Source organism: Methylophilus sp. Leaf414, assembly GCF_001425425.1.
Taxonomy (GTDB): domain Bacteria; phylum Pseudomonadota; class Gammaproteobacteria; order Burkholderiales; family Methylophilaceae; genus Methylophilus.
The window spans coordinates 872,299-895,675 of the sequence record NZ_LMQQ01000001.1; the positions used below are offsets into that span (position 1 = coordinate 872,299).

The window sequence follows — 23,377 nt, forward strand, 5'->3', positions numbered from 1 at the left end:
ACTCATGCAACGCAGAGCGGTTCTTTGCCGAGATTGACAATAATTTAAGCATGCAACAGCCAATTATACTGAATTACCTTCATAACTACGTAAAACAACTCTAGACAGTGTCAGTAATTGATGCTGTAATATTCGGATTCCATTGATGACAATTTAAAGCTCCATTCATGCCGAATTTATACCTAGAAAATCAGCTATGTTTTTCACTTTACTCCGCAACGCATGCCCTACTTCGATCCTATAAGCCCGACCTTGATAAGCTGAATCTAACATACCCTCAATATCTGGTACTGGTCGCACTTTGGCAATACAAGCAGCTTTCAATTAAAGAAATCGCCGAAAAATTGCTGTTGGAACCGGCTACGATTACGCCTGTGGTAAAACGGCTGGAAGTGAAGAAACTGACTAAACGTACACGCCAGAAAGATGATGAGCGGGTAGTGATTGTCAGCCTGACTGAAGAGGGTTTGAACCTGCGCAGCAAGTTGTCTGAAGTGCAAAAACGCGTTGCCTGCGATACCGGCTTGTCTGATGCAGCCTTCCATACACTCAATAAAACCTTGAGTGAATTAACAAGAAACGTCAGCTCGAAATCTGTAGATTAAACTTTAATCTGAAAAACAAAAGGCAGTGACGGTTAAGTCACTGCCTTTTTTAATACCATTTTCTTCCGTTATCAGGCGTTTTTCAACTGACGCATAAACGCCTCAAATGAGCCTTTGGTGGCTTGCAATGCATGTAACTTGCTCACAGATTCAGTTAAAGATTCACTCATCATTTCCAGCGCATCTTCATCCAACCTCAAACTCATGGCTCCTATTTCCAGCTCAACCGTGCGGTGTGTTTCACAGTAATGTACGCGGAAACCCGCCTGGCCTGATAACAAAATTTTCTTACACATTGAATGTTCGCTCATGATTAGTTTCATTGAATTAATGGATGGAATTAGCGGCACTCTCGCATGAGGCTAGTGTGTAGCGCTGATTGCTCGTACTCATTCACCAGCAACGTCCACTGCACACACATGCGACGCGACACCCTGCAGATCAGATCTGAATCTGCATATTCAGGCGCGGTCAGCGTTTCTGCCAAGCGCAAGGCTTGCTTGGCCAGCTCGTAAGTGGGCTTTTTAATATATAGCGTTGCGATGTAAAGCAATGACGCCATGACGGACTCTGCGTCCGGCAGTGACGGATCAAAGCGCATTGTCTCTTTTCCGATTGCCTGCATGATGATCCTTTCAAATACTCATTTCTATCTCGGTTTGCATCACGATTCTGGCGGCAGCTTTGCGCAGCATTTCGTTAATCACAATAAAACTATCCGCTTCGAACTTGAGCGTTGTGCCGCCAACTTCAACTTCTACCGTATCGGAAGATTTGTGATAAAGCACTTTACAAGCCGTTTTACCTGCCAGCATGGTCTTGCCCACTACAGTTTGACGCTTCATCATCACTCTCCTCTTGATTAACTTAAAGTAAATGATAATTATTATCATTTAGGAAGTCAACTATTTTATTTTGTGGTACTTGTTGAAGCAGGAGGGAAATCTAAGAAAAATGCACACATCAGCATGTGCTTTAAGGATGGCATCAACAGAAATGCCGAAATGTTTAACTATTGATTTTCCAATAAAAAAGATGTTGCATCTTCGCTACGCATAGGCCGGCTTAAATAATAGCCTTGCATCTCATCGCAGCCATGCGCCAGCAGGAATGCTTTCTGCTCGGCCGTTTCCACGCCTTCGGCGATAGTTTTTAATCCCAGGCTGCGCGCCAGCTGGATAATAGCGATCACAATCGCCTTGTCCTCATCATCGGTAGAAATATCGCGAACGAACGACTGGTCGATCTTTAACTTGTAGACTTTAAACTTTTTAAGGTAACTCAGCGATGAGTACCCGGTACCGAAATCATCAATCGACAACCGGATACCCAACAGATCTAGCGCATCCATCATATTGACGGCCCCTTCAGGGTTTTCCAGCGCCACGCCTTCTGTCAACTCAAGTTCAAGCGCCTGCGGCATCACCTGGTAGCGATGCAATATTCTCTGCACCAATGCCGGCAATTCGGGATCACGGAACTGGATGCTGGATAAATTTACCGATACACAAATATTATGAATACCCGCTTGTTGCCATTGCTGTATTTGTTGCACAGCCTGTTCAAGCACCCAGCTGCCTATCGAAATAATCAAACCACTGGTTTCTGCCAGAGGAATAAATTCGGCCGGCGACACTGCACCCAATTGCGGATGCTGCCAGCGTAATAAGGCCTCTACCCCAACCAGTTTTTTGGTAGTGAGATCCATTTGCGGTTGGTAATACACTTCCAATTGTCTCAAGGAGATTGCCTGGCGCAGGGCATTAGCCATTTGCAAATGACGGGTGGTCTGGATTTGCATCTGGTTACTGAAAAAACGGTAGCCGTTACGGCTTTCCTTTTTGGTACGGTACATGGCGACATCGGCATTGCGTTGCAGAGTTTCAATATCCAGCCCATCGTCAGGATAAATGGCAATGCCAACCGAAGCGGTCACGGTTAGCTGGTATTGGTCTATCACCAAAGGTTGCTCGACCGCCGCGAGCAAACGCTCCACCACCTCTTTAGCGACAGCATGCCCTGAACCCGCCAATAAAAACACAAACTCATCCCCGCCCAAACGGCAAATCGTATCTTCCGGGCGAACCAGGTTTTGAAAACGCTTGGTCAGTTCAATCAGCAAGCTGTCGCCGTAGCGGTGTCCAAGGCTGTCATTTACATCCTTGAAATGATCCAGGTCGAGGAACATCAAGGCAAACTGGCTATCATTCGCCCAGGCATTCTCGATTTCCTTGGTCACACGCTCATTCAACAGGTTACGATTGGGCAAGCTGGTCAGCGCATCATAATTGGCTAAAAATTTTATGCGCGCTTCATAGTCTTTGCGGCGGGTAATATCGCGCAGGAAAGCGCTGTAATAGCGCTCTCCACTGCTGACTATTTCTATAATGGTCAATTCCACCGGGAATTCAGCGCCATTGCTACGCATCGCTGTAATTTCGATAGAACGGCCCAGCAGTTTGGATTCTCCAGAATGTTGCAGCCGTTGCAGACCTTTGTTGTGCGCCTCCCTGTAGCTTTCAGGGACAATCACTTCTGCCAGACTTCTACCCACGGCATCGCTACGTTTATAGCCAAAAATACGCTCGGCCGCTTTATTCCACTCGATGATAAAACCGCCGGTATCCATATTGATAATCGCATCCAGCGCATTTTCCATCACCTGACGCGCACGCTGCTCGCTGGCCAGCAGGCTTTTTTGATATTGCGTGCGCTCCTGCTGCACTGCAAAACGGTCCAGTGCGAAGTCAATATTCGCCACCATGTCCATCAACAGGCGCTGGGTGTCAGGATCAAAAGCGTGTTCTTCAGAGGCATATAATGAAAGGCAAGCGACCACTTTACCTTCGGTATGTAGCGGCAAGAAGGCCGCGGCTTTCCAGGAAAACTCTGCTGCCGAAGCATGCCATAAAGAGGCAACCGGGTTTGTTTGAAAATCCTGTAGCCAGTAAGGCTGGTCGGTGGAAATGGCTAGCCCACAAGGACCTCTTCCATTAGGTTGTTCCGGATCTGCAGAAATAGACACTTTGTTGAGGTATTCAAGCCCGGTACCAAAAGCTGCCGCCACATTCACTTGCCTTGTTTCAGGATTGACTTCGCCAACCCAGGCCATTTTCGCGTGACCGAAATCGACGATGATGCGGCAAATTTTCTCAAATAGCGCCTGCCGATCGTGGCTTTGCACAATCGCCTGGCTGCATTGACTCAGTGCCAGATAAAGCTGCGTCAATTGCTGATGATGCTTTACAGTTTGCGACGTGCTCATCAACCACTCCGCTACAGATACATATAAACACATTCACGCGCTTGTAAAATCAAGCACATGCCTGAACCCGCTACTCACAAGTACTGGCCCTGCTATTTTATTTCTTGCTGTACATGATGATATACATTCACAGGAATAAATAAAAACTATTCCTGAAACTGTCATCTACTTGCGAAACTGCCTTTATTTCTCAAACTGTAAGTGAAAGGATAAAAATCAAAGCATAGAATATGCAGAGGAAAGACCTGCAGTTTAACTATCAACTGAAGAATTTGGATATGGGCTTAGAAGAGCGCTAAAGCAGGCACCTGTTAAGATGCCCAGTGTACTTTTCCACAACCTAATAATTTGGCCTGATACATGGCTTTATCGGCCAGCGAAAGTAGCTGCTCTATCGTGTCGCCTTCTTTGCAAAGTGCTAGTCCTATGGATGCCCCTAGCTGCCGTTCAGACGTCTGAATAACGAACTCCTGCTCAAACACCATCAGGCATTTGCTGGCAACCATCTCTACCGAAGACTTGGCGTGTCCTTGCAGATCAGAAAGCACAATCACAAATTCATCGCCCCCTACCCTTGCCAGCGTGTCGCTACCACGAATGACCTTACCCAACCGGCGTGACACTTCTATCAGCGCCAGATCGCCGGCCTCGTGTCCAAGCTGGTCATTAACCGCCTTGAATCCATTCAGGTCCAGGTACAAAATCGCGGTGCTGGTTTTTTTAACTTCTGCAATTTCGATCGCTTGCTGTATGCGCACAGCCAGCAATTTACGGTTGGGCAAGCCGGTTAATATATCGTGGTGGGCAACGTGGTTCAGCTCCAGGTTTTGCGCGGATATTTTTTGATAAGCCTCTTTGAGTGACCCGATTAAATCCTCATTCTCGAAGCTGATGCGCTGCGCCTGCCGTAACGAATGATTAAAACGATAAGTGACGCCTACCATCAGCAAATAGAAAATCACACTGAACACCGCCATCACAGCATTCGGCGTGCTGTTACCGGTCGCAAAAATCACTACCGTAGGCAACATCGCAGGCAGGCTGAATGCAAAAAACGCAGGGATACAGGAAGCCATGGTCACCACGCCACCCATGACCATCGCCTGGATAGCCGTAATCACGATAATCACCGTCATCGGCGGTGCATCAGTGATCAGGAAACCTAGCGCCCCCCACACTATCCCAGATAACGCCAGGGTCAGGCAATACTGATAAGCTAACTTGCGATCAAACCCCTGCCTGGCTAATTTGTTTTTGCAGCGCTGCGTTAACCACCAGCGTATCGCAATCACCACATATACAAGGAAAGCCCAGGCAAAAAACAAGTGGCGGTTATCAGAATCAAGCTGTGAAATAGAGATCAGCAAACCACCGAGGGCACTACCGATTAACGGAATATGGGCGCTCGACATCAGCCGATGAAACAGCGCTTCGTCAACACGGCCCTCTAAACTCATCAACTTTCTCACTCTTAATGCTTGTTAAAGCTAAATAAATAGCCATCTTATTTAAACTCATGCTAATACAAGCCTGCAAAAATAACCAGTTTACGATCAGGGTTTTTCATTTCATTACAATCACGCATGATTGAATTAATGTGTCAAAAACTCACTGATTTGGTGAACGAATCACCATCAAGTAATCAAACCTATGACATGCTAAACATCGAACACACCACCAGACCCAAGTTATCAGTCCTTGATCTTTCCCCTATTGCTGAAGGCAGTCATGCAGGACAATCGTTCAAGCATACGCTGGATCTTGCCCAGCATGCAGAAAAGTGGGGTTACCATCGTTATTGGTTGGCTGAGCATCATGGCATGCCTGGTATCGCCAGTGCCGCCACATCGATTCTAATAGGTCATGTCGCAGCGGGCACGAGCAGTATTCGTGTCGGCGCTGGCGGCATCATGCTGCCCAACCATTCACCATTAGTGATTGCTGAACAATTTGGCACTTTAGAATCTCTATTCCCCAAACGGATCGATCTCGGCGTTGGGCGTGCGCCAGGTTCTGATCAATTGACTGCGCGCGCCCTGCGAAGAAATCTTGATTCGGATGCTGATGCTTTTTTTCCTCAAGATGTAATGGAGTTACTGGATTACTTTTCTGCTGAACCCAAGCGTCCGGTAAAAGCGATTCCGGGAACGGGATTAGAAATACCGGTATGGATTCTTGGCTCCAGCTTATTTGGTGCACAGCTTGCCGCGGCTTTGGGCTTGCCTTTCGCATTCGCCTCGCACTTTGCTCCGGCCTATATGCTGCAAGCGATTGAAATTTACAGGGAAACTTTCAAGCCCTCACAGTACCTGGATAAACCTTATCTGATGCTTGGATTTAATGTTTTTGCGGCAGATACTGAGGAAGAAGCCATTTTCCTGGCTTCCTCAATGCAGCAGGCATTTGTCAATTTGCGTAGTGGAAATCCAACCAGATTACCGCCGCCCATGTTTGATCTATGGAACCAACTGGGAGGTGCTGAGCGGGCGATTCTGAGCCAGGTGTTATCTTGCTCGGCAATCGGTGACGGCAAAAAAGTTATCACTGACATGCTGGCTTTTATCGCCAAAACCGGCGCTGATGAATTGATGATTACTTCGCAGATCTTTGATCATACAGCGCGGCTAAGATCATATGAAATTACGGCGAATGTTTACAAAACCATTCCATTCGAAGCGAAGACCTGATTAGACACGCTCATCTATGGTTCAACTTGGCATCTGTTTTAAAAATTACTTTTAAATTAAAACCAACCTGCATGCATTATGATAATATTTATCACGGCAACCATAATATTTGGTGCTTATCTACATCTAGATTTATTTCCCTATCTACCCACTCTCCGGAGTGGTTTTTTTTTGCCTGTTGATAGCAGATACAACTAATCCATGGAACTTAGCCCTTTTCAAGAGGACTTATTAAATATCTGACAGACAAAATACGGCTATAACGGTAATATCACGCGTTGATAAATATATTGCATAAATGTACGCAAGCATTTGGTTTTATTGAGTAAATATATTTATGCCCATTAATAACAAATACAAGCATTACAAAAATTTATGAGCAAACATCCCGAAAAGCCTTCCCATTCGCAAGGCTCCACAATTGAAGTCACCGAATACCACGATAACGCGATTGCAGAGCATAAAGACGATATCTTTTTTGCCGCGATTGAAAGTACACGCATGCCGATGCTGGTGACAGACCCGAGGCAACCGGATAATCCTATCGTGTTTGCCAACAGGGCATTTATTTCCATGAGTGGCTACAAAGCTGAAGAAATCATCGGTCATAACTGTCGTTTTTTACAGGGGCCAGATACGGATTCTCATACCGTGAATTCGATACGTGAAGCGATTGCTTCGCGCACCGAAATCACTACTGAAATTCTCAATTACCGCAAGGATGGCTCTTCCTTCTGGAATGCCCTCTACATCTCGCCGGTGTACAACAAGAAAAAAGAACTGGTGTATTATTTTGCTTCGCAACTGGATGTCAGCCGACGCCGCGATGCCGAAGATGCTTTAACGCAGGCGCAGAAAATGGAAGCGTTAGGCCAGCTTACCGGCGGTATTTCGCATGACTTTAATAATTTCCTGCAAGTGATGTCTGGCCATGTCGATATCCTCAAATTGAAGATAGACCGCCAACAAGCGGATGATGCCTCCATCTTGCGCGGGTTGGAAAGCATACGCAGTGCAGTGACCAGAGCGTCAGCACTGACACAGCAATTGCTGGCATTTGCCCGCAAGCAACGCCTGGATGGCCGTATCGTCAATCTTAACAACGTGGCGCAAGGCATTAGTGATCTTGTTCTAAAAACGCTGGGGCCTGAAATATCACTGCAACGCGAGCTTGACCCTGACCTGCACAATTGCCAGCTCGACCCGACCCAGCTTGAAGCCTGCCTGATTAACGTGCTGGTGAATGCCCGTGATGCGATGCCTAAAGGCGGCAAAGTTACCCTGGTTACCGAAAATGTAACCGTGTCCCCGGAAGACATCAGCGCCTATGCTGGATTGCCACCTGGCCGCTATGTGTCGATTGCGATCACCGATACCGGCACCGGGATTCCACCGGAAATCTTGAATCGCGTGATGGATCCTTTCTTTACCACCAAGGAAGAAGGCAAAGGCACTGGCCTTGGCCTTTCAATGGTGTATGGTTTTGCCAAACAATCCGGTGGTACTGCGACCATTTATTCAGAGTTGAATTTGGGTACCACCGTGCGTATCTACTTTAAAGCAACTGACCAGACCCGCCATGTTGACCTGGCTGGCGCTAAAACGCAGGCAGATCGTGGCGGCAAAGAAACAGTCCTGGTGGTGGATGACCGGCCTGAAGTGTCTGAATTAGCAATGGAAATGTTGCTGACGCTTGGCTACGAAGTGATTGTATCCAATAGCGCGATTGAAGCGATCAATACCACCAAGAAGCTGGTTGAAAAAAAACAGCCTCCTCAATTACTGTTTTCGGACATTATTATGCCTGGCGGTATCAATGGCATTATGCTGGCGCGGGAATTGCGTAAACTTATCCCTAACTTGCCGGTTCTCCTCACCACTGGCTATGCCGGGTCACCGGATAAAGAACAGGATCAGGGTGTAGAGTTTGAAGTCCTGACCAAGCCATACAAAATGGCAGATCTGGCTAAAAAAGTGAGGTCCGTATTGGAAGGCCCTACAGTATTACAGAATCGCAGAAAATAATCCCTGCCAGCGTTTGAATCTTAGCGAATCACTGGTCAAAATTGACGGAAGATCTTTCACCAGTGATTTGCTGTCTGTTTTCATGATTGGCAATTCCTTATCGCGTTTGATATGCGTGATCATGGCTTCACGCTTTATCACAACTCTATCATGCCGCCGACTTCACAATCCCAAAACCCGCTAGACTTCATTGCATTAGCTGGCAGACTCCGATATAAATTAGGATAAATATATTGTATGATTTAAGCGGCTATTTCTTGCGCCGTGACTCCGGAGCAAGTTGAATCAGTCATCATGTAATTCGTTAGCGGATGAAGTAATCCTGATAAAAATAAAGGGAACATGCCATGCAAATATTCACTAAAAAAGCGAGCAAAACACTGTGCCAGATAGCTCTTTTTCCTTTGCTCCTGAACCCATTGTTTGGTCATACTTCAAGCGACGGTGCTAAAGTAATATGCACTTCACCACAAGCATCTTTAAATAAAGCAGGTGTTAAACAGGATGTAATTGCGCTGATGAGCATGGATGAGGTACTGCCGGACTGCACGCAGCATGTCACCCAGGCAAAGATTAAAAATGTTGCTTATAGCGAAAGCGGCATTTCATTACAAAGTATGAACTTCAAATGGCATGAAACTGATACTACCGTGCTTACCAATATCGGTGAAAATGCAGCATTAACTATTGATGAGATCCGAAGTGCAAGCCAATTTATCCAGGTTGGCAAAAGTTACCTTATGCACTTCCAATTGTGCCAAGGCGCAACGCCAAGCCTAATCAGCATGTATACACTCGGCAATGTCGGACTGAATACCAAAAAAAGTAAAGTTAAAGTAACCACCAAATCATTAAAATCGGTTTAGTAAGCTGACTGGTTAATCACTTGATAATGATCGACTTCAGCACATCAATAGACTGATTTCGTATGGCAATCCAGCCAATTGCATCAGTTCACATCCCGCAACTGCTTTTTTTCAGAGTTGCGGCCATCCAAACCAGAATCAATTTAGTCAGGAATCCCCTCATCCGGACTAGGCAAATCAAAATCAGGTTCAATAGGATTACCCGCATCCTCATCAAGATCAGGATCCACTTCTTCCTCTGTCAAATCATCATCCTCAGCGTCCAGCGAAGGTGCATTAATCAGTTCGGGGTCTATTGTGTCTGGATCCGCAGGATCAGCTTCATAATCTGCAGAATTTTCTGCAGGCTCCTCCTCAGGAGTTTCTACCACATTGGTAGTAGATGGGTCCAGACTGCTTTTAAGGGAATTATCGGCGCTGCTTACTTCTGACTTCAGGTCCATACTCAATCTCCAGTTTAAATGCTAAGCGGAAAGATTTGAGTTTAGTTTGGGATTCTAAGTGTGGTAAGTCAGATAGCACTGATTGTTCTGTAGGCAAGCTGTTACTGAATTTGGCAACGATAATCTTCTAAAACAAAAAACTCAAGGTATTGACCTTGAGTCTAGCCAGCTTATTAAACTTTAGCCCGGATTATCTTGCCATCACCGATTGGATCAAGGTTTTATTTTCTGGCGTTACTTCAAGAAACTCCAGGTTTGTTCTAAAACCTTTCATGCCACTGAGGGATGAGAAAACAACCCGGCAATTAAATTTGAAATGTCGAAGGGATGACCCGACAAATACAGGCACATTCACTTTGCACAATTGTCCAGCCTTATATTGCCTGTCAGCAAAAAGACTCATGCCCGTATGAGAAATATCGTGGGTGAATACTGTATATTCACCGCCCAACCCATCTACAAGTTGAGACTTCTTTTGCCAAGAACGACGGTTTGATTCTACGGAGATGCTGCGCAAACTACTGGGGGACATGGATTTCTGTTACTTTCTCTACTACCTTACATTATATGCCGGATAAGCTCTGATCTGAATAAATAAGTGCCCTGTTTGCAGGGGTTTACAGTTGCAGCCTTTCATTCATGATTATTCTGTACTGCTCCATTACATTGAATAATCTAAGTCACTCATAGACATCATAGTGGTGTGTCATTTTACAAATGCCTGATAGAGGAGAGAAGCGCCAAGAATACTCAGGCATTTTCGAGTTGGTTTGCGAACCCGTGATTAACATCCCTATGTTTGGCTTCGTCTTCTCTTACCACGACCACCACATCGCGCAAGCGGGCTTCTTTTGGCAGATCCCAATATTTAATAGCAATACCCGGCGCGGGTACGTTTTCACATTTTCCAGCGTCTATTTCTGCAAGGTACTCACCATAGCTGTAGATAGCTTCCTCTTCCAGATAGCCCACGATCCGATGAGCTACTTTTGAAGAAAATATATACAAGATGAAATATAAATTATAAAAAACGCCTTGAGCGATGATAACCAGCAACCGTTCGAATAAACTGGGCTTTGCAATTTGCACAAAGGTGAGCAGATGCATACGTTCATTCTCGGCTTCATCCAACAGGACATTGATCCAGCCATCATCATTTTCCATCCGTCTTAACGAACGTAGATGTTGTAAAGCACCACCCACCATGCCTGGTACAGCTGCAATCGTTTCAAGTACAACGGCACGATGCCCGTAGCGGCCTGAAAAAAATGCATCCGCAAAAACCCGCATGAATTTGACTATAGCCAAGGCAATTCGGTCGGAAACACTATTTGGTTCGTGATATGGCGCGGCAGTTTTATTTTTAATCATGTTGTAGGTATATTTTTTAAGAAAGTCGGCATCGGCTTTTTGACAATAATCTGACATGCAGGTGCCATGGCAAGATTCTCAAAAAAATCGAATAATTAATTTTGCCAGCTTTGACCATGCACAATTCGTACAGGAAAAGCATTGAGGTCGTTTCAGGCCTTATAAGTGCCGTATAGGCTCTTTATACGGCATTGCAAAAATACTGAAAGACCGTTACAACAGCTCCAACCAACCGCAGCCCCCGTTGATGCTATCAAATGCGGTTTGCTCATACCTCTTCCAAAGCGTTTATTTCTGTCATTGGGCAACCGTTAAATTGCTTGCGGAAGTTGCTGGAGCTTTGATAAACGTGGCGGCGTGCACGCATGACGGACCCCAACGGACGATGATCCTGAACTCCATTCCATGGACTGAAAGTCAGCCTGTCCTCAATTTGTGGAAAGGTGGCATCATCCCAGGACACCTGCGGGGTTGCCTCTAAGGTGGCGACAGCAATGTACGGACTTTCCACTTCAGGCCACACCACTGAAGCATCTTCAATCGGCATAGTTTCGATGTTTGTACATAATTGCGCACGCAGCTCCCATTTCGCTGTATGCGTTTTGAAGAACGCTGAAACCGCTTCCCTGATTCCATTTTCCTTACCAGCTTCCAATGGTGCATCTTTCAAGGCGGTCAATTCAGGTGCAATGGGCACTAAAGAAAACTTCGCCATGTATTTCCCATATAGCAAAGGCACTTGCGTGAAGAAAGTCTCACCTAAAATGTTGGTTTGCGGATGGCCTCCCAGACTTTTAATGGTCGGGCTTTCTCCACCCAATCTTTCTATCAATCTTTCCGTGCCACGCAAGACTGCGGAAAACACTCTTTTTAAACCCTCTGCCTTATCAGTTGTTTTCGCAAGCAATTTCAGGCCAGGCACAAAACTCTTGGCATCTGGTTTTAAAAAGGCCGGGCCATTTACCATCAGGAAATCCTGTGTTCTGCTTGTAGGCTCTCCGGTTAAGCGTTCACCTTCAACACCCATGAGTTTGATCGCAATACCTCGCGGAGTGGAAACACTGTCGTGCATGATATCGCCAGGGCTGGTGGAAAAACGCATAATTGCCGGATATATGCCTTCAGAAGCAAAAATGCCCTGTTTTAAAAAGTCAGGCAGATCTCTTTTAATGGTTAACTTACCGCGAATCAAACCATGTGGCTTTGCATGAACGCTACGTACCGCCCGGCCATAATCCTTAGAAGTAATGTCGGAAATTTCCTGGAGGGTTTCTACCAACTCCTTGAGAGTGTCGCCTTCATCATCCTGAATCTTTTCATAATCAGGTCTATAAATGAGGGGGGTTAAGCTGATAGTGGCGTTCATAAAGTTCCATGATCATAATTGGGGGCTGCGAATAAAAAAGAGATTGCTGCATGCAATCTCTTTTTTATTACTTGGTAGCCGCTCCTGGTGCTGGTTCTGAATCGGTAGGCTGTAGTGGATTCTCTTCAGCGCCATTGGCTTTGGGATGATTGTGATTGGCTTTTTTCTGCGTATGGTTACGCTTTTTATTATGTTTGTTGGTAGTCGTCGATTTATTACTATTTTTGCTTTGATCCTGTGCTTGTGGGGTTTCCTGGGTACCCAGTTCAGCACCATCTGTCTGGTTATCAGTATCAGCAGCATTAGTTGTCATTGCAAATGCCGAGAATAATAATGCGATCAAAAGTTTGTTCATATCTATGTCCCTATAAAATTGAAATCATTACTGGATTTAACTCTTTTCTAGACTGCTAACCATTAAATGACGTATCTGGTCTCAGGCCTATCCGTAGTGCTCTCATTTACATGTAGGACGTAACTGACTATGAATGAATTCCAAAATCGGCTTTTGGGATTGAATTATTGTTGTGAATCAGGCTTAACCGTCGGTTGAGCAAAATTTTGCGGCTCCCTGTCATTAATTGGGAGCGGATTGGCGGCTTCAGAGTTTGTGATGGGTTTTACTGTTTCACTCAGAGGTTCAGCAGCAGGAGGTGTATCGGACTCATTCCAACTGATAAACACTAAACCAACAGCTATCGCGCCGGCCAAATAAAAAACTACCGTTGCAATAAGATTAAAGGTTTTATTCGTCATCTATGTACTCCACATTGAGGAAGTGCGGAAGCTATATCAACAGCTTAAATCCCGGCATCCGGATTGCTGATATCGTTAGGAAACTTCTTGTTTCGGTCATCAATATTCTGCTTATTCAAACTTCTATCCTGATTACCTGCGTTTGCCTCATCTTTCTCATATCCACGTGAGTCATCAGCCGGATCTGTATTGGCTGGATCAATCGAATTCGGGTTTGAAGGGTCGAGACGGCTTTCATCAATATGATTGACGCTGTGCGGGTTAGTGTCTTTGTTCAAGGCCATAGCAATCTCCAATTAGGTTTAGTTTTAACTCACTCAATAATGAACTCAAAGAAAACTTTGCTACATACCTTTAAAGCTGAAATTTCTGTAGGAAAACGCGTACTTAAATAAAGAATCTTGGAACTAAAGCATAAAGTAATTGATAATTATTCTCATTAAATACATTATAATCTTGACCCCGTAGTATTAATATCAAGGTTAAGTAATGCCGAATCAAAAAGTTTTCTCTATTCCACTGTATACATTCAAACGGACAACGTTAAGTTCTTTAATTGCAGCCATGTGCGCCGCTACAACTGTGTATGCAGCCGAAACAGCTGAAACAAGCAATGAATCAAAATCTGGAAAAACATCTTCTGAAGATCAAACCCTAGAGACGGTAAAAGTAAAAGCATCGGCAGAAGTACGTGGCAAGCCTATGCCAGTGTATGCCGGTGGGCAAGTTGCATCGGGCGGCAGAGTTGGCTTACTGGGTGACAAATCTATAATCGATACTCCCTATAGCGTCACAAATTACACCCGGGAACTGATTCAAAATCAACAAGCTACCACGGTAGCCGATGTGGTTGCTAACGATCCCTCAGTCAGGAATATCAATCCTCGCTTTGGTCGTTTTGATCAATTCACTATTCGTGGCTTTAACCTGGTAAATAGCGAAATTGCTTTCAACGGTTTATATGGCCTGGTGCCGACTTATACAGTGCCAGTCGAATCTGCTGAACGGGTAGAAATTTTTAAAGGGCCTAATACACTGTTGAATGGGATGTCGCCAAGTGGCGCAGTTGGGGGCAGCATCAACATTGTGCCTAAGCGCGCTCTGGATAAAGACATCACTCAATTCACCGCAAGTTATCTCTCTCAATCAGTGTTAGGTGGGCATCTGGATGTGGGAAGACGCTTTGGCACTGATGCTCAATTCGGTGTAAGAGTGAATGCAGTGCACCAAGATGGGAAAACAGCTTTTTCAAATGATCAGACCATTGAGAGAAGTTTAATCTCTGTAGGTCTTGATTTCCGGGGTGAAAATTTGCGGCTTTCAAGCGATATCAACCATTATGAGAGTCATGGAACTGCCCCCTTAGAACGTGTAGCGTTAAGTACGAATGCCGTTGTGCCAAATGCTGATCGCATTGACCGCAATTTTGCCCAAAAATGGTCATATGTTGACACCATTGATAGCTCTTTAATGTTTAGAGGCGAGTACGATATTACGCCGCTCACAACGGTTTACGGCGCCTGGGGCGCGAGAAGAGGCCGTTATGATTTCCTTCGGGTATCTCCCATAAATGTTGATTCAGCTGGTAATTTTACTGCGCAAACCAATAGATTTCTGCGTGATGAAGACACCATTTCCAATGAGGCAGGATTAAGAACTGCTTTTTCAACCGGTTTTGTGGATCATTCAGTGAATTTCAATGCCAGCTTGTACAGGATTGACTTCGGCAACTCTGAAACCGGTTTAGGCAGCATAACCTCCAATATCTATGACCCGGTTAATCGACCGCAATCAAATACACCAGGGAGTTCAGAGCGCCCCACCGGGAAAACACAGCTTGAAAGTTTTGCTGTTACCGATACTTTATCCATACTGAATGAGCGTGTTCAGCTCACGCTCGGCGCCAGAAAGCAGCGTGTGATCGGTGTAAGCACACCGGCTAACGGCGTGAGAACCGAATACGATGAAGATGCTTTAACACCAACTGCCGCAATTGTAATTAAACCTCTTGAAGGGGTTTCAGTGTTCGGCAACTATATTGAAGCGCTTACTCAAACGCCAATTGGCCCGAATGTTGGGGTATCTAACCCTGGAGCGATGTTGCCTCCTGGCAAGTCCAAACAAATCGAAGCTGGCGTCAAAGTGGATATGGGCAAATTCACTACCACCCTGAGTGTTTTTAGGATTGAGCGGCCAAATACCTTCGTTGATCTAACTACGAACATATTTGGCTTGAATGGCGAGCAACAGAATACGGGATTGGAACTCAACGTTTTCGGTGAACCAGTGACCGGGGTTAGGCTATTAGGTGGCTTTATGCTGTTGGATGCCGAGCTCACCAAAACCAGAGGTGGCATCAATGAAGGTAATACAGCAATTGGCGTTGCAAAAGTAAATGTGAATGTTGGTACCGAGTGGGATATCAGCTATGTGCCAGGTTTAACGTTAACTGCCCGAGCTATTCACACAGGTGACCAATATGTGAATGAAGCCAATACATTAGAGATACCTGACTGGACTCGTTTAGACATTGGTAGTCGTTACGTATTCAAAACCCATGGCAAAACAGTAACCTTAAGAGCAAGTGTCGAAAATGTCACCGATAAAAGATACTGGAGCACAGCGTCTCAATTTGGCTTAACTTTCGGTACGCCGAGAACAGCATTGTTATCAGCCACTTTAGATTTTTAGTACGCATTGGTTTAAGAGAGTGTAATAAAAACTATCGCTTCAAAAGTAAAAGTCCATTTAGAATAAATGGACTTTTTAACTTCGTACTCTTGATAAGAAACCTTGTTTTTGTAGAGTCTTAAAATCGGACGCGCCGAAAGAAAAGCGGCTTACATTCCTGCAAGCCGCTTTTTAATTTTGATAGGATAAGCTAATCAAACCTATGACAAACGCATCATAGGTTTAGTGTTCTCCGCATAAAACACAACTCAATGACCTTGGCCACTCTTAAGAATATCGGTGTTAAAACCAAACACCTTACCCGCCAAAATAAACACCACCCATACCAGCACACCAAAGGGCAAATAACCTGCAAAACCCAGTAGTGGCATTTCAGCATGAATATGAATTACATTGACATAGGGGATATCGTAAAGCCAGTAATTCGGGTTGGTGACAGGTAATGCTGGATGCGCACTGCCGTAGTTCCAAACCTCCCAAAAAAATCCATTAAACAAGGAGCTGAGTGCCATCAGAAGCACCGGGCTCCAATTTCCTTTAGCCATGTCCGTAAATGGGGTCCAGATACCGCACATCATCAATATGCCAGCAATACCTATCAAAGGCGCGATCCACATTGCCCAGAACAATGGGTAAGGCCAGAACGGCACGGCAGCAAACAATAAAAAACTCAGATACAGCATCGGCTTTGCTGGCAGTGCAAGCGCGGGGCCCTGGGCATAGCGCCCGGCAATTTTAGGAAAAGCATTCAACAAGGTATACCACTCAAAAACGGCAGGCCAAACGGTGCTGTAGGCAAAAATAAATATCCACACGATCGTGGCATGGCTTAACCCTGGGATCTCGGTATTTGGGTAATACCAGTTACCTAAGGCAAAGTAATCGAAATATTCAAAGAAATACCAGCCACCAATCGATACAACCGCACTAATCAGAAAAGTTTTGGGGCGACTAGCGAACAGAGAATAACCGCCAGAATAACGGAATGTCAGGCCATCAAGTACAAAGATAAAGCCCCACCACATCGGCGTAAACGCGTAATAAACCAAATCACCAAATGGTGTCGTGCGCGTCCACATCAACCACCAGAAAAACAGTGTCACAACCGCCCCCACCCAAAACCACCAGGGCAAGGCACGCAGTGCAGGCTGCGGGGATGGTGCGACCGGTTTAAAACCAAACCATTGCGGAAAAATCAAAAAAACAGCAAATGCCGCTTCAAGCAGGGCAACCCCAATAAAAACAATCAGATTAAACCCCGGAGGTTCTTCAACAAACTGTGGCGGAAAAACACCAAAACCGGGTGGTAGATGCGTAGACGGATAAGCAAACCAGGATGCCGTTAGCGGAATCAATAACATCCCTAAAACGGTCATCACCAGCACAGAACGTGTTGAAGTTGCAAACATAAACAATCCTCCCCTTGATTTACAAACGATTTATTACTCAACGATGAGCTTTTATTAATATTGGAATAATTAATTTGCAGCAATCATTAATATAACCTGAAAAATAAAAACAGACCCAGGGTGTTCCACCTTGGGTCTGTTTATAAATGTAGCCCCTCTGTGAGTCAAACACAGCACCTGATAGCTTGAACCCTCTGCCTCTGTTTATTCAAACCAGCTCGACTTCAACCAGGTTATCGCTAAACGTATTTGAATGACCCATGTCGCCATACTCAGCGGAGCTGATACAGTTCACAGTACCATTGTTGAGTTGGCGCCAATAGCCTAATGTTGCTACGACTATTCCAGGATTTACATCTGTAGTGACGCGTGCCAGCCCCTCAAAAGCACCTCTGTCATTGAATACCTTTACCACCATTCCATCCTGAACGTCTCTTGCTAGTGCATCGACCGGGTTGATCATCAGGTATTGCTCTCCCTGCACGCGGATTTTGGATTCCATATTCGCATATGAGGAATTGATGAAGCCATGGCTTTTAGGAGAAATGATATTCAAAGGGAACCTGGCTGCCAGCACAGCATTGGTATCAGCTGATTCTCGACTTGCAATATATGCAGGTAATGGATCCAGATCTTCCCCGGGTTGAAAACCCTCGTACATCTGCCTGAAAGGCCCGGCAACGAAATTCTTCGCGCCTTCGACCATGAACATGCATTTACCAGTTGGGGTAGGGAAATTGCCCTGCCGATGGGGTGCACGGTCGTCTTTGGTACCCACATTCAATCTGGCAAACCCATGCTCACGCATATAGTTGAGATCAATCCCCTTGCAAGCGGGTGAACTCCAGTCGACATAATTCTGCAGGCACTCGCCATCAGTCCATTTGAAATTGTCTTCTTCAAATCCCAACCGTTTGGCTAAGCGGCGGAATATCTCATTATTTGGTAATGCCTCTCCGGGAGGCTCGATACATTTGGTGTTATAGGTGAGATACAAATGGCCCCAGGATAAAATCATGTCTTCCTGCTCCGCCCCCATGGCTGCCGGCAAGATGATATCTGCATAAGAAGCCGTATCAGAAATGAAGTGATCGGCCACGATGGTGAACAGGTCTTCCCGCTTCAAACCATCTATCACCTTGTCGGTTTCAGGAGACTGTGTGACAGGATTGGTATTCCACACCATGATGGATTTAATGGGGGTTTCCAGAGGCGTTTCGCCAAGCAGGGCTCTGCCTAATTGCAAGATATTCACAACGGGCGTACCTTCGGGAATGAGATCCGGCCTGCAAATCACATCAAATTTGTAGGGATGCTCCCAGACCGGGAATTGTAGTGCCCCTCCTCCCACATGACGCCAGGCACCTATAAGTGCAGGCAAACAGGTGACTGCCCGTATCGCCTGGCTTCCACCATAATTACGTTCCAAAGCCACGCCTATGCGGATGGCTGCCGGGGGAGTTGAAGCATACTCACGCGCGAACAATCGAATCTCGTCTGCTGGTATACCGGTTATTTCGGCAGCCCATTCCGGAGTACAGGTTTTCGCCCTTTCCGCTAGCTCTGCATACCCGACCGTATATCTTTCGACATAATCATGATCGACCAGGTTTTCTTCAATGATTACGTTCATCATCGCCATCGCCAAAGCGCCATCGGTGCCCGGCTTGGGTGCAATATGCCAATCCGCTTCTTTCGCCGTTTTGGAAGCGAAAGAATCCACCACCACGATCTTCGCGCCTCTTTTTTGCGCTTCCTTAATGATGTGCCAGTGATGTAGATTGGTGGAGACAGAGTTACATGCCCAGATCACAATGAAATTTGCATGTATGAAACTTTCGGGGTCTACCCCGGCGGTAGGCCCAACAGTCAGTAACCAGGCAGTACAGGAGCCTTCACCACAAAAGGTCCTTTCGCATACGGTAGCACCCAATCGGTTAAAAAAAGCATCACCCCCGTTGAGTCCATGCACAAGCCCCTGATTACCCAAATAACTCACCGGGAGTATCGCGCGCGGACCATCGTCTTTAATCAGGGCTTGCCATCGATCAACAATAGTATCCAGCGCTTCATCCCATGTGATTCGCTGAAATTGATTACTTCCTTTTGGCCCTACCCGCTTCATCGGGTATAGAAGACGGTTTGGATGATAATGTCGCTTTTCGTAATCCTTTAATTTGACGCACAAACCGCCGCGCGTCATCGGATGATTAGGATTACCTGAAACCGACACCAGCTCCCCGTTCTTGACATGGAATTGCATGGAACAGGTATCGGGACAATCATGAGGACACCCACCATGAAAGGTTTCAATTACATCTGCAACATCATTCATCTTCCACTCCTTGATAAGCAATCAATTGATAACAGCTAAAACAAGCAGACTAAAAACAATACGCCAGGCAATCTATTAAACATACTAACTTGTACGGGCTTAAAAACAAAGACTCAAGGAATTAAGCTTGAATCCTTATATTAGTATTGCTTTTCTGTAAAATGCGAGCATGCGCTCCCCTGAACTAGAGGTATGCAAAATTGATCTTCATGAATAATCCAAGCCAACATAATGGCCAACGATTGTCACCGAGATTACCGTCGTATCATCCAATTCCTGATTTTCTGGCTATGGCTAAAGACCTGAGACTATGGGTAAGGTTTGAGGCTGTGGGCCTGAAGCTGAGTGATGTATTGGATAGTTGTGATCTTTAAATATTAGTGTCCTAATGTTATGGTGAATATGAATTTACTTAAGCCCTTATTGGTTACAGTATTTATCTTTCTATCAGCGATTGCGCACGCCGGCATTGACATCAAACCTATTCAACATCCAATTGATGTATGGTATGAAAACAAAATGGCTGAAGAGACAGTTTCAACAACTGCTGACATGCGTAACATTACTAATGAAGCCAGAGTTAAGTGGGATTCAGAAATGAATATAGTCTACAAGCGGCTCATGAAAAGATTGAATTCGACCCAGCAAGTGGCGCTTAGGAAAGCTCAACAACAATGGCTGAAGTACAGAGATACCGAAGGTAAAGCTATTAGTGAAATTATCTCATCACAGCAAGGCACTATTCACCAATTAACCGGCACAAACTTAGGCATGCAGCTAGAACGTTCCCGAGCATTGAACCTGCTCGCATATGAACAAGAGTTTTCGAAATAATATAATCAAGCTATTCCATCTCCCGCCTGGATAAGTCCTTACTTCCACACCAAGCCAACATAACGGCCAGCGATTTGCCCGGGGAAGCTGAATCAGTCAGCCCCTGATTGTTTGGCTATGACTCAAAATGTGTGACTATGAGCAGGCTTTACAGTTTGTGAATGTTTTTGAGTATTAAATGGTTTAAGCTGGTTTTATTAGCACCTGCAAATCATTGCCGCCGGACAGGCTTCTATAAGAAGAGTTTATTTGTTCATGCGGTACACCCAACGCTACTGCACTCGCTGCATCCAATCGCGCAACCATTTCAGGGGGCAAACTGATATCCAAAGCACCTAAGGTGGCATCTAATTGTTCTACTGTGCGAGGTCCTAATATTGGTATGATTGAAGTTGTCGATCTAGCGGCCTTGTCTAGCAACCAGGCAATAGCAATGTGGGTTGGACTAGCCCCCAACTCATCTGCAATGGACAAAATCATATTGAGCAATTCAGTTTCTTTTTCTGACTTTTCAGTATGGACCAACATCCCCAGCTTAGTTAAGCGAGTGTCCATATGATGCTCCCGGTATTTACCCGTTAGAAAGCCTCCACCAAGGGGTGACCAAGTGGTGATTCCCAACCCTAAAGACTCTGCCATTGGGATCAGCTCTCGATCTGGCGAACGTTCTGCCAAGCTGTATTCAATCTGAATGCCGATGATGGGAGACCACCCTTTCAAATCTGCCATCAAGTCCGCCCGTGCAATCCGCCATGCAGGAAAGTTGGAAAGGCCCGCATAAATTACTTTCCCGCTGCGCACCAAATCATCTAATCCACGCAGGATTTCTTCCATAGGCGTGACACCATCACTGATATGCACCCAGTAAAGGTCAATGCGATCCGTTTTCAGCCGCTTTAAGCTTTCCTCAACAGCGCGCACCATGTTCTTACGGCTGTTACCGGTTCTGGAAATCCCGGCATCGGGTGCAGTTGCATTGCTATATTTGGTTGCAACGACAAATTGATCCCTATCCGAGGCAATGAAATCACCTAATAATGACTCTGACTCACCGCGTTGATATGCGTTTGCAGTATCAAAGAAATTCCCACCCGCACTTACATACTGATCAAAAATCTTTTTAGCCTCTTCAGGCTCTGCGCCATGCCCCCAACCTGTACCGAAGTTGCCCGTACCCAGTGCTAACTCAGACACCCTTAATCCAGAATTCCGGCCAAATACTTTAAATTTCATATGCGTCTTTCTTGATACTACTCATTCAAAGTCATTTTTTTCGAGGTATCCAGAATCTCTTCAGATAATTCACTCGTGCCTGCGGCTCTAGCCAATATCAATGCACCCACCCATTGAGAAAACATGGCGATAGAGTTCTCGCGCTTTTCTTGCTCAGATTCGCCAGGAACAATCTTTGATAGAAGCTTAACGACTGACTCAATACTACCTTCGAAAACTTTTTGAACTGCTATATCATGGCGTGACACTTCAGGCGCCAATGTTGAAAACACACATGTTGTAGCTAACTCGTCTCTATTTTTGGTTGAGAGATAAGAGTTGCCGATGCGAGCAATAGGATTCTCAATTTCAGGATTGGCTATATGCTCTTCCCATCTTTTTAGAGTTTTATCGCAAGCTCGTTGGCAAGCTTGAGCGATCAAATCCTCTTTTGACTGGAAGGTTTTATAAAACCCGCCGACAGTCAATCCAGCACTTTTCATTAAATCAGCTACACCAATACCATCAAACCCATGCTCCTTAAATAGGGTTGACGCAGTGTCTAGCACCAGTTCACGATTCTCTACAGATTTAGCCCTACTTACTCTCATCAGTGTTCTTTCACATGAAATCCAACTATTTTGCTGTGACTTTCGATATTACTTATTTAAAAGTTATTGAATCGCATCAATACCCGCTTGAGCACAAGCAGCATCTTGATCAGGCATGCCACCACTAACACCTATAGCGCCTAAAAATTCTTTACCAACGCTAAAGGGAATACCCCCACCTAAAGTAACGAAACCAGGCAAGTTAGCTAGACCTGGCGCTGGCCCACCTTTTTTATCCTTACCAAAAGAAAATTCCTCAAGCGCGCTTGTTGGTAGCTGCATACCAGCAGAATTTAACGCTTTGAGCTTTGATAATTCAGCTGAAGCAATATAAGCGCCATTCATACGTTGAAAATAGATTGGATTAGCGCCTGCATCAACGATAGTAATGCTCATTTTCCAACCTTCCTTTGTAGCTTTGGCTTGGCAACCTGCTGCAATCTTCTGCGCTGTTTCAAGATTAAGTACAGGCTGGGTTTCAAATGCATGCGCTTGGAAACTGACACTCGCTGCGGCAAATGCCAGATTGATGAATAAATGTTTGGGATTCATATCCATATCCTTTAGTAAATAGAAACAGCCATATGATTACGACCGTAATCTAATAATAAAGGGGCTTCTTGAATAAGTCAAATTTAGATTATGAATATAATCTATTTTCCATAATCCTATGAAATATTTGCGCAGCTGTAACCAAGACCCTAGACGTGAACCTAGAGTCTCTCATCTATAACTGCCTATCTCAATCGAATCTAGCCCCAAAATTCCTCACATCTGGGTAATCCTAGCTCCCCTCCAAGCCAACGACGTGTGGGATTATCCTGATAAGGTTGTAGGATAGTCTCATGTAATAAGTTATCTAGTGATCTCTGTGTTGACGAGGTGTTACAAGACATGTAGG

At 45.2% G+C, this 23,377-nt stretch carries 24 protein-coding genes; 6 read left to right on the forward strand and 18 right to left on the reverse strand.

The genetic code is table 11. The features are described 5' to 3' along the window. Positions 1–167 precede the first annotated feature (167 nt). Positions 168–605 carry a MarR family winged helix-turn-helix transcriptional regulator gene (locus ASG24_RS04265; protein WP_055826701.1) on the forward strand — a complete coding sequence of 146 codons (438 nt, stop codon included), beginning with the start codon at positions 168–170 and terminating at the stop codon, positions 603–605. 71 nt (positions 606–676) lie between these two features. Here ASG24_RS04265 and ASG24_RS04270 read toward each other — a convergent pair whose 3' ends face one another. The 5 genes from ASG24_RS04270 to ASG24_RS04290 all read right to left on the reverse strand — a co-directional run bounded on the left by ASG24_RS04270 (position 677) and on the right by ASG24_RS04290 (position 5,327). Continuing rightward, on the reverse strand, positions 677–916 hold the full coding sequence (locus ASG24_RS04270) for a hypothetical protein (RefSeq protein WP_055826703.1): 240 nt from the start codon (positions 914–916) through the stop codon (positions 677–679). 29 nt (positions 917–945) lie between these two features. Then, positions 946–1,230 carry a hypothetical protein gene (locus ASG24_RS04275; protein WP_235562304.1) on the reverse strand — a complete coding sequence of 95 codons (285 nt, stop codon included), beginning with the start codon at positions 1,228–1,230 and terminating at the stop codon, positions 946–948. Between the two features lie 10 nt (positions 1,231–1,240). Next, positions 1,241–1,453 carry a hypothetical protein gene (locus tag ASG24_RS04280; RefSeq protein ID WP_235562305.1) on the reverse strand — a complete coding sequence of 71 codons (213 nt, stop codon included), beginning with the start codon at positions 1,451–1,453 and terminating at the stop codon, positions 1,241–1,243. Between the two features lie 164 nt (positions 1,454–1,617). Further along, positions 1,618–3,870 carry a bifunctional diguanylate cyclase/phosphodiesterase gene (locus tag ASG24_RS04285; RefSeq protein ID WP_235562306.1) on the reverse strand — a complete coding sequence of 751 codons (2,253 nt, stop codon included), beginning with the start codon at positions 3,868–3,870 and terminating at the stop codon, positions 1,618–1,620. A gap of 311 nt (positions 3,871–4,181) precedes the next feature. Then, positions 4,182–5,327 carry a diguanylate cyclase gene (locus tag ASG24_RS04290; protein ID WP_055868204.1) on the reverse strand — a complete coding sequence of 382 codons (1,146 nt, stop codon included), beginning with the start codon at positions 5,325–5,327 and terminating at the stop codon, positions 4,182–4,184. Positions 5,328–5,525: 198 nt separating this feature from the next. On the opposite strand from ASG24_RS04290, the gene ASG24_RS04295 reads away from it, so the two are divergent. Together ASG24_RS04295 and ASG24_RS04300 are read left to right on the forward strand one after the other, a co-directional pair. Next, positions 5,526–6,557, forward strand: coding sequence for an LLM class flavin-dependent oxidoreductase (locus ASG24_RS04295; protein ID WP_055868475.1), 1,032 nt, complete (start codon positions 5,526–5,528; stop codon positions 6,555–6,557). 375 nt (positions 6,558–6,932) lie between these two features. Continuing rightward, positions 6,933–8,582: a histidine kinase famiy protein gene (locus ASG24_RS04300; RefSeq protein ID WP_055868207.1), complete on the forward strand. Its 1,650-nt coding sequence runs from the start codon at positions 6,933–6,935 to the stop codon at positions 8,580–8,582. Here ASG24_RS04300 and ASG24_RS14590 read toward each other — a convergent pair. Then, on the reverse strand, positions 8,562–8,705 hold the full coding sequence (locus tag ASG24_RS14590) for a hypothetical protein (RefSeq protein ID WP_162241153.1): 144 nt from the start codon (positions 8,703–8,705) through the stop codon (positions 8,562–8,564). The genes ASG24_RS04300 and ASG24_RS14590 overlap by 21 nt on opposite strands. A 224-nt stretch (positions 8,706–8,929) precedes the next feature. Here ASG24_RS14590 and ASG24_RS04305 point away from each other — a divergent pair, with 224 nt between their 5' ends. Then, positions 8,930–9,448 carry a hypothetical protein gene (locus ASG24_RS04305; RefSeq protein ID WP_200936965.1) on the forward strand — a complete coding sequence of 173 codons (519 nt, stop codon included), beginning with the start codon at positions 8,930–8,932 and terminating at the stop codon, positions 9,446–9,448. Between the two features lie 143 nt (positions 9,449–9,591). Here the strand turns inward: ASG24_RS04305 and ASG24_RS04310 are convergent, their stop codons facing one another. From ASG24_RS04310 to ASG24_RS04335, 7 genes are all read right to left on the reverse strand, one after another. Beyond that, positions 9,592–9,891 (reverse strand): hypothetical protein, encoded by a 300-nt coding sequence (locus tag ASG24_RS04310; protein ID WP_055868210.1) that lies wholly within the window; start codon positions 9,889–9,891, stop codon positions 9,592–9,594. Positions 9,892–10,081: 190 nt separating this feature from the next. Further along, positions 10,082–10,423, reverse strand: coding sequence for a PilZ domain-containing protein (locus ASG24_RS14340; protein WP_082487975.1), 342 nt, complete (start codon positions 10,421–10,423; stop codon positions 10,082–10,084). 218 nt (positions 10,424–10,641) lie between these two features. After that, positions 10,642–11,319: an alternative oxidase gene (locus tag ASG24_RS04315; RefSeq protein ID WP_235562307.1), complete on the reverse strand. Its 678-nt coding sequence runs from the start codon at positions 11,317–11,319 to the stop codon at positions 10,642–10,644. Between the two features lie 211 nt (positions 11,320–11,530). Next, positions 11,531–12,628 carry a catalase family protein gene (locus ASG24_RS04320; protein ID WP_055868213.1) on the reverse strand — a complete coding sequence of 366 codons (1,098 nt, stop codon included), beginning with the start codon at positions 12,626–12,628 and terminating at the stop codon, positions 11,531–11,533. A gap of 67 nt (positions 12,629–12,695) precedes the next feature. Then, positions 12,696–12,983, reverse strand: a complete 288-nt coding sequence (locus ASG24_RS04325; protein WP_055826722.1) for a hypothetical protein — start codon at positions 12,981–12,983, stop codon at positions 12,696–12,698. 164 nt (positions 12,984–13,147) lie between these two features. Then, complete coding sequence (locus tag ASG24_RS04330) at positions 13,148–13,384, reverse strand: hypothetical protein (RefSeq protein WP_055868215.1); 237 nt, start codon at positions 13,382–13,384, stop codon at positions 13,148–13,150. A 44-nt stretch (positions 13,385–13,428) separates the two neighbouring features. Next, the gene (locus ASG24_RS04335; protein ID WP_055868218.1) at positions 13,429–13,668 is read right to left on the reverse strand and encodes a hypothetical protein; all 240 of its coding nucleotides are present in this window, start codon (positions 13,666–13,668) and stop codon (positions 13,429–13,431) included. A 205-nt stretch (positions 13,669–13,873) separates the two neighbouring features. Here ASG24_RS04335 and ASG24_RS04340 point away from each other — a divergent pair, with 205 nt between their 5' ends. After that, positions 13,874–16,075: a TonB-dependent siderophore receptor gene (locus ASG24_RS04340; RefSeq protein ID WP_082487976.1), complete on the forward strand. Its 2,202-nt coding sequence runs from the start codon at positions 13,874–13,876 to the stop codon at positions 16,073–16,075. Between the two features lie 248 nt (positions 16,076–16,323). Here ASG24_RS04340 and ASG24_RS04345 read toward each other — a convergent pair whose 3' ends face one another. After that, positions 16,324–17,484, reverse strand: coding sequence for a hypothetical protein (locus ASG24_RS04345; RefSeq protein ID WP_055868223.1), 1,161 nt, complete (start codon positions 17,482–17,484; stop codon positions 16,324–16,326). Between the two features lie 208 nt (positions 17,485–17,692). Further along, positions 17,693–19,819: a molybdopterin-dependent oxidoreductase gene (locus ASG24_RS04350; RefSeq protein WP_055868226.1), complete on the reverse strand. Its 2,127-nt coding sequence runs from the start codon at positions 19,817–19,819 to the stop codon at positions 17,693–17,695. 402 nt (positions 19,820–20,221) lie between these two features. On the opposite strand from ASG24_RS04350, the gene ASG24_RS04355 reads away from it, so the two are divergent. Beyond that, positions 20,222–20,653: a lysozyme inhibitor LprI family protein gene (locus ASG24_RS04355; protein ID WP_055868479.1), complete on the forward strand. Its 432-nt coding sequence runs from the start codon at positions 20,222–20,224 to the stop codon at positions 20,651–20,653. A 183-nt stretch (positions 20,654–20,836) separates the two neighbouring features. Here ASG24_RS04355 and ASG24_RS04360 read toward each other — a convergent pair whose 3' ends face one another. The 3 genes from ASG24_RS04360 to ASG24_RS04370 form a co-directional block, all read right to left on the reverse strand. Further along, positions 20,837–21,886: an aldo/keto reductase gene (locus ASG24_RS04360; protein ID WP_055868229.1), complete on the reverse strand. Its 1,050-nt coding sequence runs from the start codon at positions 21,884–21,886 to the stop codon at positions 20,837–20,839. A 17-nt stretch (positions 21,887–21,903) separates the two neighbouring features. Then, on the reverse strand, positions 21,904–22,476 hold the full coding sequence (locus ASG24_RS04365; RefSeq protein ID WP_055868232.1) for a TetR/AcrR family transcriptional regulator: 573 nt from the start codon (positions 22,474–22,476) through the stop codon (positions 21,904–21,906). 63 nt (positions 22,477–22,539) lie between these two features. Further along, positions 22,540–23,028, reverse strand: a complete 489-nt coding sequence (locus ASG24_RS04370) for a heme-binding protein (RefSeq protein ID WP_235562308.1) — start codon at positions 23,026–23,028, stop codon at positions 22,540–22,542. Between the last annotated feature and the right edge of the window lie 349 nt (positions 23,029–23,377).